13 protein-coding genes and 1 tRNA gene are annotated in these 16,251 nt (G+C 62.6%); 11 read left to right on the forward strand and 3 right to left on the reverse strand.

What is annotated here, in order from left to right; genetic code table 11:
• Positions 1 to 263 precede the first annotated feature (263 nt).
• The 7 genes from K2Y42_RS16580 (at position 264) to K2Y42_RS16610 (ending at position 8,487) form a co-directional block, all read left to right on the forward strand.
• A complete protein-coding gene (locus tag K2Y42_RS16580; protein WP_291154504.1) occupies positions 264 to 1,112 on the forward strand; it encodes a M15 family metallopeptidase in 849 nt (282 codons plus the stop codon).
• Positions 1,113 to 1,231: 119 nt separating this feature from the next.
• Positions 1,232 to 1,305, forward strand: a tRNA-Gln gene (locus K2Y42_RS16585).
• 668 nt (positions 1,306 to 1,973) lie between these two features.
• A complete protein-coding gene (locus K2Y42_RS16590; protein WP_291154506.1) occupies positions 1,974 to 2,894 on the forward strand; it encodes an AraC family transcriptional regulator in 921 nt (306 codons plus the stop codon).
• 114 nt (positions 2,895 to 3,008) lie between these two features.
• Complete coding sequence (locus K2Y42_RS16595) at positions 3,009 to 5,213, forward strand: TonB-dependent receptor (protein ID WP_291154508.1); 2,205 nt, start codon at positions 3,009 to 3,011, stop codon at positions 5,211 to 5,213.
• 7 nt (positions 5,214 to 5,220) lie between these two features.
• A complete protein-coding gene (locus K2Y42_RS16600; protein ID WP_291154510.1) occupies positions 5,221 to 6,474 on the forward strand; it encodes an MFS transporter in 1,254 nt (417 codons plus the stop codon).
• Between the two features lie 36 nt (positions 6,475 to 6,510).
• Positions 6,511 to 6,915, forward strand: coding sequence for a nuclear transport factor 2 family protein (locus tag K2Y42_RS16605; protein WP_291154512.1), 405 nt, complete (start codon positions 6,511 to 6,513; stop codon positions 6,913 to 6,915).
• Between the two features lie 702 nt (positions 6,916 to 7,617).
• A complete protein-coding gene (locus K2Y42_RS16610) occupies positions 7,618 to 8,487 on the forward strand; it encodes a hypothetical protein (protein WP_291154513.1) in 870 nt (289 codons plus the stop codon).
• A 95-nt stretch (positions 8,488 to 8,582) separates the two neighbouring features.
• Here the strand turns inward: K2Y42_RS16610 and K2Y42_RS21305 are convergent, their stop codons facing one another.
• From K2Y42_RS21305 to K2Y42_RS16620, 3 genes are read right to left on the reverse strand one after another with little or no spacing between them, the layout of a single operon-like run.
• Positions 8,583 to 8,699, reverse strand: a complete 117-nt coding sequence (locus tag K2Y42_RS21305) for a helix-turn-helix domain-containing protein (protein WP_366512420.1) — start codon at positions 8,697 to 8,699, stop codon at positions 8,583 to 8,585.
• Positions 8,645 to 10,555 carry a sigma-54-dependent Fis family transcriptional regulator gene (locus tag K2Y42_RS16615; protein WP_291154514.1) on the reverse strand — a complete coding sequence of 637 codons (1,911 nt, stop codon included), beginning with the start codon at positions 10,553 to 10,555 and terminating at the stop codon, positions 8,645 to 8,647. Before K2Y42_RS16615 ends, K2Y42_RS21305 begins: the two co-directional genes overlap by 55 nt.
• Positions 10,556 to 10,602: 47 nt before the next feature.
• Positions 10,603 to 11,367 (reverse strand): FCD domain-containing protein, encoded by a 765-nt coding sequence (locus K2Y42_RS16620; protein WP_291154515.1) that lies wholly within the window; start codon positions 11,365 to 11,367, stop codon positions 10,603 to 10,605.
• A 185-nt stretch (positions 11,368 to 11,552) separates the two neighbouring features.
• Here K2Y42_RS16620 and K2Y42_RS16625 point away from each other — a divergent pair, with 185 nt between their 5' ends.
• Genes K2Y42_RS16625 through K2Y42_RS16640 form a run of 4 tightly spaced genes read left to right on the forward strand, consistent with a single transcriptional unit; the run spans position 11,553 to position 16,130 of the window.
• A complete protein-coding gene (locus tag K2Y42_RS16625) occupies positions 11,553 to 13,241 on the forward strand; it encodes an L-lactate permease (RefSeq protein WP_291154840.1) in 1,689 nt (562 codons plus the stop codon).
• 26 nt (positions 13,242 to 13,267) lie between these two features.
• Positions 13,268 to 14,062 carry a (Fe-S)-binding protein gene (locus K2Y42_RS16630; RefSeq protein ID WP_291154516.1) on the forward strand — a complete coding sequence of 265 codons (795 nt, stop codon included), beginning with the start codon at positions 13,268 to 13,270 and terminating at the stop codon, positions 14,060 to 14,062.
• On the forward strand, positions 14,062 to 15,483 hold the full coding sequence (locus K2Y42_RS16635; protein WP_291154517.1) for a LutB/LldF family L-lactate oxidation iron-sulfur protein: 1,422 nt from the start codon (positions 14,062 to 14,064) through the stop codon (positions 15,481 to 15,483). The genes K2Y42_RS16630 and K2Y42_RS16635 overlap by 1 nt, the downstream gene beginning before the upstream one ends.
• Positions 15,480 to 16,130, forward strand: a complete 651-nt coding sequence (locus K2Y42_RS16640) for an LUD domain-containing protein (protein WP_291154518.1) — start codon at positions 15,480 to 15,482, stop codon at positions 16,128 to 16,130. The genes K2Y42_RS16635 and K2Y42_RS16640 overlap by 4 nt, the downstream gene beginning before the upstream one ends.
• Positions 16,131 to 16,251: the final 121 nt, after the last annotated feature.

The following is a 16,251-nucleotide window of genomic DNA, read 5'->3' on the forward strand; positions in this document are numbered from 1 at the left end:
CGTTGTCATCTCGCGAGGGGCTGATGCCCGCTCATCGTCAGGTCGATCCGACACGTTTCTTCCCCAGAGCCTGGTTCCGGGGAGTGCCTGTTTCGGCCGCTCACCCTCTGCGTCAGGCTATTGACTGGCTGCATCTGGATTCAGTGTACCAGGAGACGGCCGGGCGTAAAGGAAAAGCGCTCGCGTGGTATACGGCCTGGGCGGGCGCGACATTTGCGGCTGCCTGCTTTGTAGCCTGAACTCACACGGAGAATTGGAGTCGCATGCTCAGAATGTGTGCATCATGCGGGGCGGCGGGGCTGGTGCTGGCGGTGGCCATCGCGGTTTCGCCCGCTTATGCGGAGCCGGCCGCGCAGGGCGCTGCAACCGGCGCGCCGCCCGGCGTGGACCGCCTGATTGCCGCCTATCCCGATCACCTCGAGAAAATCGACGGCAACTGGCTAATCTGGCGCGACGGCACGCGGATGGCGCTCGATGACGGCGGCGGCCGCAAGCCGTTTGCGGAGTGGCTTGAGCGTCCGGACATCGAGGACATGTTTCGCTTGGCCTATCCGGCCGGCGCGGGCGCGCTCGTACCGGAGCTTCAAAGCGATCCGGGGCGTGCGCGCAATGCGGCGTTCTTCGACAAGATGTACGGCGATTGCCGCAAAGGCGACGTGGCGCGCTCGCTCGACACGATCGTCTGGCTCCCCAGGAAGGCGCCGCAGAAGCTGCAGGTGACGCGAATCAACGGCGTGGCGGGGCGGCTCGCCGCGGTATCGCGGGCGCTCGATGCGCTTCCGGCCTCGTTCGACAAGTATCTCATTCCCTCGGCCGGCACCTACAATTGCCGCGTGATCGCAGGGACGCATCGTGTCTCGGCGCATGGATCCGGGACGGCCATCGACATCGCGGTGGCGCAGACCGATTACTGGCGCTGGGGCGGAGCGGGGCGTGAGGGCGGCCGCATCGCTTACAAGAACCGCATTCCGCTCGAAATCGTGCACATCTTCGAACGGCAGGGGTTCATCTGGGGCGGGCGCTGGTCGCACTACGACACCATGCATTTCGAGTACCGGCCGGAGCTGCTGCCGCAGTTGGCGCCCTTGGAAGACGGCGCGCCGGGTAAGTGAGCGGCGGCGGGCGTTCGGTGGCGGGGCCGGGCCGGGATGTGGCGTTCACCTTGCGCGGCCAGGGACGAGCTGTTATACGGCCCACCTCGGCGCGCCTCCGGCCCGCCGGATCCCGGCATTGGGGGATCGTCTAATGGTAGGACTGCAGACTCTGACTCTGCCTGTCTAGGTTCGAATCCTAGTCCCCCAGCCACTTCGTGATGATCAGACGCGTGATCTCGCGCCTATAGGCCCGAGTGAGGTGGTCTGCAATCAGATCGACGTGCCAATTCGGAAGGAATTTCTGACTTCCATCGACCGTCGTGAACGACTTGGCGATGAAACTCGCTGACTCCCTGCGCAGAATGGCATTGAACGCGTCTTAGCCAATCGTCGCCTCAACCCGGTTTACCGTCGGGTTTCTCCGTTCTCTTCAAATGAAGCTCGAGGTACTGCCTGAGGGTGGTATCGCAGCGGGCGCTTCCCTCTGGCTCCCGCGATTAGCATGCAGCGGCCAATGAGGCGACCAGGATCCGGAGGAGCGCATCGTGCTGGCAATCACTACAATCAGCCTCGACTTGGCTGCTTCGATCTGAAGGTCGACCCTGTTGCTCTCGCGTCATAAAAAACTGGTTTGGCCATACAGCGGACGCCGCACTGCGTGGCAAACTGAGCGAAGCCCTCAGACGTCTTTCCTTGGACATGCGGGCCAATACGACATCTCCAATTCGCGGCACCGTTAGAGCAAGGGGGAGGGCGCTCAGCCCAACACAAACACTCCGACCTGCTCATCGACCAGGCCGTGGCCATCTGTCATTAAACTTGACTGCAGAAGTATGGATTATTACGCTCTGCGTGGTTCTATGCTGAACAGTGGCCACCATGACCGAAGTTGCTCACATCCAAGGCTCCGACATTCCCTATCTGCCCGAGGGCTCAACCTGCAGCTACGAGGTCGTGACAGGCGGACGCGGAGTAACGCTGATGAGCGGCACCGCACAATTCTCGTCGCCCGGAGAATGGACCAATCGGGAAGGCCAAGGAATCTCGCTCGGCCTCGTGCTTGGTGGACGCGTGTCGATGGATGTCGGCGCGCGTGAGAGCGACTATCTCTCCAGCCTCGAGAGCTTCATCTGGGTTCAGCCAGAGGCTGTGGAGATGCGCCACGTGGTGCCCGAGGCGCAGGCGCTGACGACGATTTTTCTCACCGTGCCGGAGACGATGCGAGCAGCCTACGATCTGCTCGACGCGGCCTGCGGTCTCGCCACGGGCGCGCCGCAGCGCAAAGGCGGCATAGCCAATTTTCACAAATCGCCGCTGAGCGCTTACAGTCTTGCCGTCGCGCGCCAGATCGCGGATTGCACGCATGTGGGTCCGCTGCGAGGGTTCTATCTCGAAGCCAAATCCATCGAGCTTCTCATTGCGCTGCTGCAGGAGATGCAGGGCTTCAGCGACGTGCCATCGCCTGTCATCTGTCCGCGCGGCTCCAGTGTCGAGCGGCTCATGGAGGCGCGACGGATTTTGGTTGCTGAGTTTCAGAGCCCGCCTTCGCTGGATGCGCTCGCAGTCCGCATCGGAATGTGCACGAGCGGAATGACGGCCGGATTCCGTCGCATGTTCGGGCAAAGCGTCGTCGCGTTCGTGCAGGAGCGCCGTCTCAATCACGCCTTCACCGCACTTCGCGAAGGCCAGCTCACCGTATCGCAGGCCGCTTACAGCGCCGGTTACAGCCGAGCCTACTTCTCGACCCTGTTCCGCCGCCGGTTCGGCCAGACACCTGGCGACGTCGCGACCCGCCGATAGGCGTGCACCGAATATCGAACAACATTTGGCCAATCAGGAACATCTCGGCCGTGGCATGCGGCGTAAGAAAAAACGTAGGTTTCGCCAAATCCTGAACGGCTTTTGGGGGAATCTATGGGTGCGAGTTTCAGACTGCACGGCGGCGTTCTCGGTGTCGCCGCGGCAGCGGGCGCGGTCGCTCTGACGATAACGGCGGCGCAAGGTCAGGAGGCCGTCGACTCCGAGCTTCCGGCCATCACAGTCGACGCGGCGCAACCGAAGGCCAAGAAGAAGGCGGCACGGAAACCGACGCAACAGCCTGCATCCGCGCCGGCAGCCGCCGCAGAAGGCCCTCCGCAACCCGACGATGCCGCCGCCGCACCGTCCGACGTCAATTCCGGCGAAGCTGCGGTCGCGCGTGCGCAGGCGACGGCCGCGTCAGCCACGGTCGTGTCGCGCACCCGGATCGAGGATGCCGGCATGGTCTCGATCATGGACGCCGCGAGGCAGGCTCCCAACGTGCAGTTCTCCACCATCGGCGCGCCGCGGTTCAGTTTCAACACCGTGCGCGGCATCGGCAATACGATCGCCGACAACTACTTCAACAGCCCGATCGGTGTCTATGTCGACGGCGTCCAGGTCAGTAACGCGGAATTCAATCGCAGCCTGGGGGATGCGCAGAGCGTCGAGATTTTGCGCGGGCCACAGGGTACGCTCTTCGGGCACAACTCGTTGGGCGGCGTCATCAACATCACCTCGCGGGTTCCCACGTCGGAACCTCATGCCGAGGTATTCGGCACGGTCGGCAACAACGGACAGCGCGCAGGCTCGGTGGCCCTTTCCGGGCCGGTGATCGGCGAGGCTGTAACGGGACGTGCCTTCTTCGAGTACGTGACGCGCGACGGCTTCACCGATTATGCGCGTTTCGACAGCACGATCGACGATCTTGAGAGCGTGATCGGCTCCGGAAGCCTGCGCTTCGCGCCAACGCGCCAGTTTACCGCAACCATCAGCGGCTCCATCGAGCACGTCGACCAGGGCGGCTACGCGTACATGCCCTACGATGATTTCAAGCGTCGCGTCGCCGACCTTACACCGCCGAACGGCGACATCCGCGACAGCCGGGCTGTGTCTGCAAACGTGGCCTATGATTTCGGCAGCGTGCAGCTGCGGTCCATTACCGCCTGGCGGGACTACGACGTGAGCTCCAACCAGGATCTCGCTTACAATGCCGTCGTCGCGATGTTCGGGGGCGGCAGAGCGATCACCGAAGAGAGCGGCGATCAGGTGAGCCAGGAATTGCGGCTGACCGGCAATGCGGGCCACCTCTTCAGCTGGGTTGCGGGCGCGCTCTACCTGAACGAAGACCACACGTTCGATTATCTCTTCGGCGGCGCGGCGTTCGGCGGTTTCTATCCCTCGCTAACGGACTACGCCCGTCGCGAGATCGCCGGTTACGGCGAAGGAACGCTGCGGGTCTGGCGCGGGCTCGAACTGACCGCCGGTGTGCGTGTTTCCGAAGAGCGGCACGAGCTTGTCGCGAGCTCCGGCTTCCAGGATGATGAAAGCTTCACCATCGTCACACCGAAATTCGCCGCCGCTTATCGCTTCGATCAAGACCGGCTCGTCTACGCGTCGGCGACGCGGGGCGCGCGCTCGGGCGGCTTCGATCGCATCGCCTCCGTTCCCGGCCCCTACGACACCGAGTATCTCTGGAACTACGAGATCGGCTTCAAGAGCGAGTGGCTGAACCGGACACTCACGTTCAATGCCGCGGCATTTTACATCGACTGGACCGACCAGCAGATCAAGGAGATGTTTCTGCCCGGCGTCACACGGACCGTGAATGCCGGTGAATCGCACAGCAAGGGGTTCGAGCTGGAGGCGAGTTGGCGTCCCGTGACCGGGCTCGATCTGTCGGGCTTTCTCGGCGTGACGCACGGCGAGTATGACGAGTTCACCTACTTCGTCACGGGGGCGAACCTCGCGGGCAACAAACTCGTCAATACGCCCGAGATGACGGCTGGCCTCTCAGCTCAGTACAAGTGGCCGATCTCCGGAACGTCGCTGTTCGGCGTTGTGCGCGCGGACTATCTCTACACCGGGGACCAGTATTTCGATCCTGAGAACCTCCTCAAGCAGTCTGGCTACAGCATCGTGAACGCTCGTCTTGGCGTCGAGACGGAGAAATTCTCGGCCATGCTGTTCGCGAAAAATCTGTTCGACGAAGACTACCGCACGTTCGGTTACCACGACTTTGCGGGAAGCCCCTTCCAGACGGATGCTGCCGTGGCGGGTGAGTCGCGCCTCATCGGCGTGACCGTCGGGCTGAAGTACTGAGCCCGTCATGCAGGAGATCACGCCGACGCTTCCCTCGACACGCGCCGCGCCTCGCGGGCTGCTGATCCTCATCGGGCTTCTCTACGTCTCGCAAGGCATCCCGATGGGGCTCGCCATGGTCGCCTATCCGGCCATCTTGCGCTCGCTGGGATACAGCACGGAGGCCATCGGCATGCTTGGCTTGGTCGCCCTGCCTTGGGTGGTGAAGTTCGCCTTGGCGCCGATCGTCGACAGGGCGCAAGGTGGCCGGCTCGGCAAGCGTCTGAGCTGGATCATTCCCGCGCAGGCTCTGTGCGCGCTCCTCTACGGAGGCATGGCTCTGCTGCCGCAAGGCGCGAACACCGATGTGTTCGTCGTCATCGCCATCCTGTTCGCCGTCAACATCATCAGCGCAACACAGGACATCGCGACCGATGGCTTGGCGGTCGATCAATTGCGCGGCGCCGGGATAGCCCACGCAAATGGCTTTCAGATCGGCGCGTTTTCGTTCGGCATGATGATTGGCGGCAGCGTGACCGTCATTCTCTACGATCACGGCGGTTGGGCGGCGGCCTTCTCGGTTCTCAGCGCTCTGATGCTGGTCAGTCTGGCGGTAGCCAAGATCGTGCGTGAGCCTGCGCAGGCGGCCACGGCCTCGCCGTTCCGCGCGAGCTTGCGCAACACGCTGAACCGTCCGGGAGCGCTGGCAATGATTACCGTCGCCGGGCTCTTTTACTTCGCGCACGCGATGGTCGGCGCCATGATTGGCCCATTCTTCGTGGATGCCGGCCTCAGTCTGACGGATATTGGCCTTTTGAACGGCCTGTTCCTTTCTGTGTCTGCCGGCATCGGTGCGCTGCTCGGAGCCGTTCTGGGAGGCCGGTTCGGCGCGCCGCGCACGGCCCTGGCGACCGGCGGTATCGCGGCCGTCTCACTCGCGCTTTGGCTCGTGCCCGCCGCGAGCATGACAATCGAGTTTCCGACGGCGTTCGCGATCATGACATTCGTCGGTGTCTTCGGCTTCGCATCCTACACGTCGTTCTTCACTCTTCTGATGCAGTGGGCCTCGCCCGATCAGGCAGGGACCGATTTTACCGTCCTGCAATGTTCCGAAACATGCTTCGGGATCGCCGCCGGCGTGCTGGCCGGACAGCTCGTGGGATCGATGGGGTTCGCCGCGTTCTTCGGAGTTGCCGCGGGGATTGGTTGTTTGGCTCTCGTGCTCATCAGCGTTCTGCTCGCGAGGCGCGGTCCATATCCGCTCGGCACTCGCCAGCAATAAATTTCATTCACTGACTGAAAATCGGGAGACCCTATCATGTCGCGACGCGCCCAGATCGACGAGCTGATCCAGCTTGTTCTCGAACACAAGTCAGTCGAGGCTCTCAAGAGATTCTATCACGATGACGTCGTTATGCAGGAAGCGGACTTTCCACCCCGTGTGGGAATGGAGGCTGCTATCGCGCACGCGATGCAGGGCCGCGACCGGACCGATCAGGTTTTCGAGGTGACGGCAAAGAGCGTGCTGATCGACGGAGATCGTGCAGTGATCGAGTGGCACGCCGAGTGGTCAATGAAGAGCGGTCAGCGTATCCGCGTCGAAGAGGTGGCGCTGCAGACGTGGAAGGGAGACCGCATCATTCACGAGCGCTTCTTCTATGACACCCGACAGCTCGTCAAAGCGGGCCTACTTCCCGATTTGGATCCGGCTGTCGAACAATAGTCAGGGTCGGTCTGCCGCTTTCATTCTTCGCGAGGCCAGATAGTTTTCGATGTCTTCCGGTTCGCCTCGGGCGGATAGAGCCTCTAACGTCGATGAGCTGATGTCCGCTAACCGAGTTGTTGCGGACACGCATGGCGGTGCTGAGATGTTACAAACAATGAATGGCCGCTTTCTCGGCGAAACTGACCTTCGAGTTCGCAGCCGCTCTGGGAGCGAACGTCTGCTCCGGGTCAAAAACGACGGCTGGTAAGTTTCCGAAGGAAGAATTCGGCCCGAGACCTGTCGCGGAATCCACTACGTCGGTCGGCGGAGGGGCACTGCTGTCGCTTGCCGAGTTTTCCCGCATGCGTTGGAGTCATGTCGCGCTCAATGTCTGCGGAAGGCAGTGAGTGCCGGGCTTACGCAACGCTCGACGAGCTAGGAATTGTAGCCGGCGAAGAGAGGCGCGTGACAGAGCGTGTCGCGCGTGAGAGGCATGTGACACGACGTGTTACACGCAAATCGTACACTCGGGCGTGACGCCGCTGCTGCGGCTCGCGATCGCGTCCGCTAACGTTATGAAACTGCTGCCATCTCCTGCCCGACACTTGGATCATCCGTCCGTGCAGGACCCTGGCACAGCCTTTGCTCTTTGCTCCACGCTAACGCGGCGCACCAAAGGCGCCGGACAAGGTTCATAGAAACGCTAGGGAAGGGACGACGATGGCGGCAAAATTGAAGACCGCGGCGCTCGCTGTGGCGCTGCTTGCGTTTGGAGCGGCGACGGCCGGAGCCAAGCAGCTTTGGGAACTCCAAGGGCTCAAGGCCCCTGAATCGGTCGTGGTCGACGTGGCCGCAGGCGTGGCCTACGTGTCCAACATCGATGGCGAGGTCAACACGAAGGACGGCAAGGGGTCGATTTCCAAAGTCAGCCTCGATGGCAAGCTCCTCGTGGCAGAGTGGGTCACAGGTCTCGACGCCCCGAAGGGTCTCGCGCTGCACGGCGGCAAGATTTACGCAGCCGACGTCGATCAGCTCGTCGAGATCGACGTGAAGGACGCCAAGATCGTCAACAAGTATCCGGCCAAAGGCGCCGTGTTCCTGAACGACGTCACGGTTGCTGCTGACGGTAGCGTGTACGTCTCGGACACCGTTGAAAGCTCGATCTGGCGGCTCTCCGGCGGGAAGTTCGAGCTTTGGATCAAGGACGAGAAGCTGCTCGATCCGAATGGTCTCACCGTGAAGGGCGACAAGCTCATCGTCGCCGCTTGGGGCAAGATTGACGGCGAGGGATTTGCGACGTCCGTTCCGGGCCACCTCCTGGAGGTGTCGCTTGCTGACAAGTCGATCAAGAGCCTCGGCGCCGATGCGCCGATCGGAAATCTCGACGGCCTTGAAATTCTCGACGACAAGACGTTCGTCGTCACGGATTTCATGGCCGGCACTCTGATGACGATCGACGTCGATGGCAAGGTCACGAAGATCGCGGCCCTTCCGTCGGGAAGTGCCGATATCGGCTTTGTGCCGGCTCAGCGCCTGGTGTTGATTCCGAATCTGAAGACCGGAAACCTCATCGGCTTCCAACTCGACTAATTGCGTGACGCGCCAGCGCGTGCCGGTCCCGTTCGCGGGGCCGGCGGTCGCCGGGCGCGGGGACCGCGCCGTCACACCATTTTGCCGTCACGCCGTCATTTGGGCCGGTTGAGGTTCTGCTTCTTGATCCAACGATAGAGCGTCTGGCGGCTGACGCTCAATTCGTTTGCCGCATCCGAGATGACCCAGCGGTTGCGCTCGAGAACCTCGATGAGCGTCGGAGTGGCGGCTCTTCGCAGGCCGCTTCGTCCGTTTCATCGGAGGCGTCAAAGTCGAGCCAATTCGGCAGCCGCTCTTCCGTGATCTCGCCACCGCCCGAGACCGCGAGTGCATAGCGCATGGCGAGGCGCAGTTCGCGCATGTTTCCGGGCCATGGCTGGGACGCAAGCAGCGCCAGCGTCGAGGGCGAGAGACGCGGAGGAGCATCGAGGCTCATCAGCGCAGCCTCGATCGCCAGAGCGCCTTCGATGACGTCGGCCTTGTCGGTGCGCTTCCTCAGCGGAGGGAGTTCCAAGCGAATGCCTGCGATGCGGAAATACAGATCGCGGCGGAACTTTCCTTCCGACACCATGAGGTGCAGGTCCTGGTGAGTCGCGCAGATGAGGCTGAAATCGACTTTGACCGGCTTTGCTCCGCCGAGCGGCATAATCTCTCCCTGCGCGAGAACGCGGAGGAGCCGGGTCTGCAGCGCCAGTGGCATATCGCCGATTTCGTCGAGGAACAGTGTGCCGCCGTTCGCCTCCGCGATGCGTCCGCGTCTCCCTTCGCGGCGTGCGCCGGTGAAGGTGCCGGTCTCGTAGCCGAACAGCTCGCTCTCGATCAGGCTTTCGGGAATCGATGAGCAATCGATGACGACGAACGGCTTTGCGGCCCGTGCGCTGACGTTATGAATGGCGTGCGCGAATTCTTCCTTGCCTGTTCCCGTCTCGCCTTGGAGCAGAACAGGCAGCCGCGTATCGACGAGCCGCCTGATCGTCTGTGCGTGCTCTTGCATCGTCAAATCCCGTCCCGCCAGCGTTTCGAGATCGAGGGCGCTGCTTTTGGGCAAGGATTGGATCTTGCTTCGCGGCGCAGAGGCCGCTTTCGCGGGCCGCGCTCCTGCGAGGCGCTTCGGCGCGGTCAGGCTGGCGAAGCAGGGACGCTCGTCATCGTTGAGTCGGGCGATCCCGATGCGCTCGACGTGCGTATCCTTGTGGTCGATCCCGACGTCCTGCCAATCGATCTCCATGATGGCGGATAGCGGCCGCCCCAGCAGACGGGTGCGGTCCAGCATTCGCGTGTCACGGCCGTTGCCGCCATTGCACTCGATCATGCAGCCGTTGTCGTCGAGCGCCAGCATAATGCCGTCGCCGTCACCACCGCGCACGAGACCGCTCTCGATCCGCAGAATGGTGCGGTCGCGGTTTCGCTCCAGAAAGTACCTCCGCTCGACGCGGCGCGCGGTGGTCGTCAAGAGCTCGAGCACGAACCTCTGCATCTCGCGGGGCAGGTCGATGAGGCTCGAAGCGTCGAGCGCGGCGACGACATTGCCCGCGGAATCGAAGATCGGCGTGGCGATGCACGACAGGTTCGAGTAGTTGAGAAAAAAGTGCTGAGAGCGATGGATCGTGACGGCTGTGCCGTGAGCGATCGAGGTTCCGATGCCGTTCGTGCCCGCGTGCTCCTCCGCCCAGGCGGCTCCCGCGCACACGCCGGCGCGGCGCATGCCCTTGTCGAGCGGCATCGAGCTGCGCACATCCAGTGCAACGCCGTTCGAATCCGAGAGCATGATCACATAGCTCATGTCGCCAACCTGGCTCATCAGCCGCTCGATTTCGGGCTTGGCAACATGCATGAGGAGGTCGAGCGGGTCGGCGGCTCGCTTGAACTCGTTGGTCGTCAGGATCTCAGGGCCGCCGTGGTTCGCCCGGTCGAAGTTGTACTGGTTGACGCATCGATGCCAGGACGAAGCCACGATGCTGTCAACAAGCTCCGTGTCGTCGCGAGCGACGACATCGCAACCCGGATTTTCGTGCGCGTAGTCAGTTGACCGGGACGCGCGCGGCGTTCCGCTCCCATGCACATTCATCTAATCCCTCCCACATCGGCTTGTTTTTAGCCATCGGGTGATGTCCCTCACCTCGCGACATAGTCTTGGCGATCAACCCGCAGCAAAGACGCCTTGAGGCGCTGCCCATCGAGGCGGGTCTCTTCAACGCTCTTGCAGGTGCTGCGGACATGCTCGGACGCGGCAGCCTCGGCGGCTTTGGCGTTGCCGGACAGAATGGCGTCCGCGATGGCTAAGTGCTGCGACAGCAGCTTGGCCCGCACAGCTGAGCGCTGATAGAGCTGCTGGCGGCTGAAGAAGATGTTGGTGCGCAGCAGTTCGACCAGCCCCATCATGATGTGAAGCAGGACGGCATTGTGCGCGGCTTCATAGATCGAAAGGTGCAGGTCGACGTCTGCCTGTGCCTCCTGCGTGGGATCCTCGAGTTCGTGGGCCTTCTTCATGCGCTCGATGCATTCGCGGATCGCTTCCCGGTCCAGATCGGATGCCCGCACTGCTGCATAGCGCGCGGCCTGCGCATCGATGACCTCTCGAAACTCAAAGTAGTCGGCGGTGACTTGAGGGTTGTCTTCGAGCAGCGAGGCAAGCGGTTTCAGCAGCGGCGAGAGAAACTGCGCCACATAAGTCCCGCCCCGCGTCGTCGTCAGCAGCCCGCGCCCTGCGAGCATCTCGATGGCCTCGCGGAGAGACGGCCGCGATACATCCAGCTTTTCGGCCAACTCGCGCTCAGGCGTAAGCTTTTCTCCCGGCCTCAGCACGCCTTGCAGGATGAGCTTTTCGAAATGATCCGCGATCGCGTCCGCAATGCGCTGCGGCTTGATGCGTTCGGTCATCGGCATTCGATCTCCCTGTTGGAAAGCTTGCCAGACTAAGCGGTGGTAAATTTTCTACCAAAAGCGCGGCAATCGATCAATCCTGTTGCCCTCCGTTGCGCTGTGGTCTATTTATTTTACCAACAGAACGGGCGCTCAAATGCATTTACCAAGGGGGCAGCTCGTCACATTTTGGGGGCGGAAACGTGTGGTCGCAAAGCTATGATCCATTTGGGAATTTTCTACTTGCTTCAGGGGCGGCGGCCCTGCCGGTCGTTGTCCTTCTAGGCGCCATAGCGATCTTCGAGGTCAAGGCGCATGTGGCGGCGGCCCTGGGGCTGATCACCGCCTTGGTCGTATCGATTTTCGTGTTCGACATGCCGGCGCAGATGGCTGGCATGGCGGCCGTTTACGGCGCTGGTTTCGGCCTGCTGCCGATCGGCTGGATCGTTCTGAATGTCATCTTTCTCTACCGACTGACTGCCGAATGTGGCGAATTCGCCGTTCTGCAGCGCAGTATCGGCAGCATCAGCACGGATCGCCGTCTGCAACTGCTCTTCATCGCCTTTTCGCTCGGAGCCTTTTTCGAAGGCGCCGCGGGGTTCGGCACGCCCGTCGCGGTCACCGCTGCAATGCTGATCGGCCTTGGATTTTCTCCGCTTGCGGCATCGGGATTGTCGCTCATCGCCAACACAGCTCCGGTGGCGTTCGGCGCGCTCGGGTCTCCGGTCATCGCGCTTGCGGCGGTCACCGGCCTCGACATTCATGAACTCAGCGGAATGATTGGACGGCAGCTTCCGTTCTTTTCATTGATCGTTCCGTTCTGGTTGGTTTGGGCCTATGTCGGCTTTCGACGCATGATTGAGGTGTGGCCGCCGATCTTGGTCGCCGGGCTCTCCTTTGCCGTGCCGCAATATCTCGTCTCGAACTTTCACGGACCTTGGCTGGTCGACATCGTTGCGTCGGTGGTGTCGATGGCCTCGCTCGCGCTTTTTCTTAGGGTCTGGTCGCCACGCCACGCCACGACAAACGGCGAGGTGGACGCAGCCGCGGAGGGCATGTCCACCGAAAGCATGTCCGCCGACAGCGCGTCGTCCGCAAGCACTGGGGGCGATGCGTTACCTCCCTTGAGCTCGCAGGAGATGCTGAGGGCTTGGACGCCCTGGCTGCTGCTCAGCGTGTTCGTGTTTCTTTGGGGAATCCCACAGGTCAGAGCTTACCTCGACAGCATCTGGTCGCTGAAAATTCCCGTCGTGGGGCTGGACCAGCTCGTCCAGAAGATGCCGCCTGTCGTGGCCGCTCCTCACGTGGAAGCGGCGGTCTACAGCCTCAGCCTCCTGTCCGCGACCGGGACCGGAATTCTGTTCTCCGCAGTTATCGCCGGTGTGACTCTCGGCTACGGCCCGCGCCGGCTGATCGCCTGCTATTTCGAGACGCTGTATGTGATCCGCTATTCGCTGATCACGATCGCATGCATGTTGGCGTTGGGGTTCGTGACCCGCTATTCGGGAACGGACGCCACGCTTGGCCTGGCTCTCGCAAACACCGGATGGCTCTATCCATTCTTCGGTCCGCTCATTGGTTGGATCGGCGTCGCCTTGACGGGATCCGACACGGCGTCGAACGTTCTCTTCGGCGGCCTGCAAAAAGTCAGCGCCGAGCAGCTCGGTCTGAGCTCAACGCTCATGGCCGCGGCAAACAGTTCCGGCGGTGTCATGGGGAAAATGATCGATGCCCAGAGCATCGTCGTCGCCGCCACGGCAACCAAATGGTATGGACATGAAGGAGCCATCCTTCGCTTCGTGTTTTTCCATAGCGTCGCGTTGGCCGTGCTGGTCGGGCTCCTCGTATTCGCGCAGGCCTACTATTGGCCCTTCACTCTTCTCGTACCTTAGTCGTGTCATCAGGTGTTGAGACCCAAATGACGGGCGACCGCGCTTCGCAGACCAACAGCACGCAACCGCGTGTCGGTCTTTTCGTCACGTGCCTCGTCGATCTGTTCCGGCCTGGCATCGGGTTCGCATGCGTGAAGCTGCTCGAGGATGCGGGGTGCGCCGTCGAGGTGCCGGCGGCGCAGGTCTGCTGCGGGCAGCCCGCGTTCAACAGTGGGGACACGGATGCGACGCGGCGCATCGCGCGCCAGACGATCGAAGCGTTCGCGGGCTATGACTATGTCGTCGGGCCCTCGGGATCGTGCATGGCAACGATCAGCAAGGACTATCCGGAGATCTTGAAGGACGATTCCGAGTGGAGCGAGCGAGCGCGCGCGCTCGCCGGCCGCAGCTACGAACTGATGGCGTTTCTCACCGACGTCCTCGAGGTTTCTCCTCCGGAGACCAGCTTCGAGGGCCGGGCGACCTATCACGACAGTTGCTCGGGGCTTCGCAGCCTCGGCATCAAACAGCAACCACGGACGCTGCTGTCCGGCGTCAAGGGGCTGACGCTGACCGAGATGCAGGACGCCGAGGTCTGCTGCGGGTTCGGGGGTACCTTCTGCGTCAAGTATCCCGAGATCTCGGTGAAGATGGTGTCCGACAAGATCGGCAACATCGATGCGAGTGGGGCCGATACGCTGCTCGGCGGCGATCTTGGATGCCTGCTCAACATTGCGGGGCGGCTGAAGCGGCTCGGCAAGGACGTGCGTGTCCTCCACACCGCCGAGGTGCTCGCAGGAATGGCAGACCGGCCGGGGATCGGCGACGGGGACCGCGACTGATGGCCATCGCAGGCGAGAGCTTCAAGAGCCGAGCATCCAGCGCGCTTTCGGACGCGAGCTTGCAGACGTCGATTGCCGGCTTGAAAAGCGGGTTTGTCGCCGCTCGCGCCAGGGCAGTCGCCGCGCTTCCTGAGTTCGAGGCGATGCGGGACGCGGGCGCCGCGATCAAGGATCACACGCTCGCGCATCTCGATGTCTACCTGGAGCGCTACGAGCGCGAGGTCGTTCGCCAGGGCGGAAAGGTGCATTGGGCTCGCGACGCCGAAGAGGCGCGGCGCATCATTCGCGAGATCTGCGCTGCGGCGGGAGCCCGGACCGTCGTCAAAGGCAAGTCGATGGTGTCGGAGGAGATCGATCTCAATGCGGCGCTCGAGGCTGACGGGCTCGAGGTCGTCGAAAGCGATGCCGGCGAATACATCGTGCAGCTCGCCGGGGAAGCGCCGAGCCACATCGTGATGCCGACCATCCACAAGACGACGGATGACGTCGCCGATCTTTTCGAAGACCGGCATCGCGCCTACGGCTTCATGGACCGCGCGAAGAGTGCCGCCGAACTCATCGGCCAGGTGCGCACCATTCTGCGGGAGAAATACTTCGCGGCAGATGTCGGTATCACGGGTGCGAACTTCCTCGTGGCCGAAACCGGATCCAACATCATCGTGACCAACGAGGGGAACGGCGATCTGACCTCGACGCTTGCGCGCGTGCACATCGTGACGGCCGGCATCGAAAAGGTGGTGCCTACGCTCAACGATGCGTCGGTGCTGCTCAGGCTCCTGGCCAGAAGCGCACTCGGCATGGAAGTCACGAGCTACATGACCCTCTCCACCGGCCCGCGCCGCGCGGACGACCTCGACGGCCCCGAGGAGTACCACGTCGTGCTCATCGACAATGGCCGCACCGAGATGCTCGGCGGCGCGTTTCAGTCGATGCTGAGATGCATTCGTTGCGGCGCCTGCATGAACCATTGCCCGGTCTACCTGTCCGTGGGCGGGCACAGCTACGGCTGGGTCTATCCGGGGCCGATGGGCGCCGTGCTGACGCCGATGATCGCGGGCCACGAGAAGGCCAAGGAGCTTCCGCACGCCTGCACTCTGAATGGCCGATGCCAGCAGGTGTGTCCGGTCAAGATCCCGCTGCCAGATCTCTTGCGGCGGCTGCGCCACCAGCAATGGGAACAGGGCTTCATCGACGCGACGACCCGCTGGGGGATCAGTGCGTGGGCCTGGCTCGCGCAGCGGCCAAAGCTCTATCGCGCGGCGACCGGCCTTGCGATCCCGGTGCTCGCGTGGCTCGGCAGGTCGAGTGGACGTTTCCGCTCCCTTCCGCTTGCGAGTGGATGGACGGCGGGGCGGGACATGCCGGCGCCGCAAGGCGAGACTTTTCATGCCCAATGGGCGAGGCGCGCGCGGCAGAAATGAGTGCAAGCGGACGTGAAGCTGTTCTGGCGCGCATCAAGGCCGCGCTCGGCAACCGTCTCCTCACGGAGGCGGAAGCGGCATCCATCGAGAAACGCATGAAGTCGCCGCCCGTCGGTCCGCGTCCCGGGATCTCAGGCGAGGCGATCGAGCAGTTTATCGCGAAGGCCAAGGGCAATCTCTTTACGGTCGAGCGCGTCGTCTCTCTCCAACTGCTTGTGCCGGCCGTGAAACGACTTCTGGAGGGGGTGGATGGCATACCCGACATCAGCGTCGCGCCTGCCTTGTCTCACTTGGGCTGGCCGACGGACTGGGACATCAACGTCGGGCCGGGGCGCCGGATCGAGCCGATCAGCGTCACGCCCGCACTTGCTGGAATCGCAGAAACTGGCAGCGTGATCCTGCTTTCCAGTTCAGCCTCTCCGACCAGTTTGAATTTCCTGCCCGACGTGCACGTCGTCGTTCTCAGAGCGTCAGACATCGTTGGCTTCGCCGAGGATGTGTGGGCGCGATTGCGCAGCGAAAATGTCGATTGGCCACGCACGGTCAACATTATCTCCGGACCGTCGCGAACCGCCGACGTCGGGGGCATCGTCGTTAGGCCCGCACACGGGCCGAAGGCCGTTCACATCGTTCTTGTCGACGATTGAAGCGATCCGTCGCCAGTTCGGCGTAGGCCGAACTCTGATGCGACGGCTACATTCACGGCAAAAAAAGAGGGGGGCGATTTGCATCGCCCCCCAAGTTTTATCCCCCCGGGAGAAGGGCCGT

The organism is Hyphomicrobium sp. (genome assembly GCF_019744875.1).
Classification (GTDB): domain Bacteria; phylum Pseudomonadota; class Alphaproteobacteria; order Rhizobiales; family Hyphomicrobiaceae; genus Hyphomicrobium_C.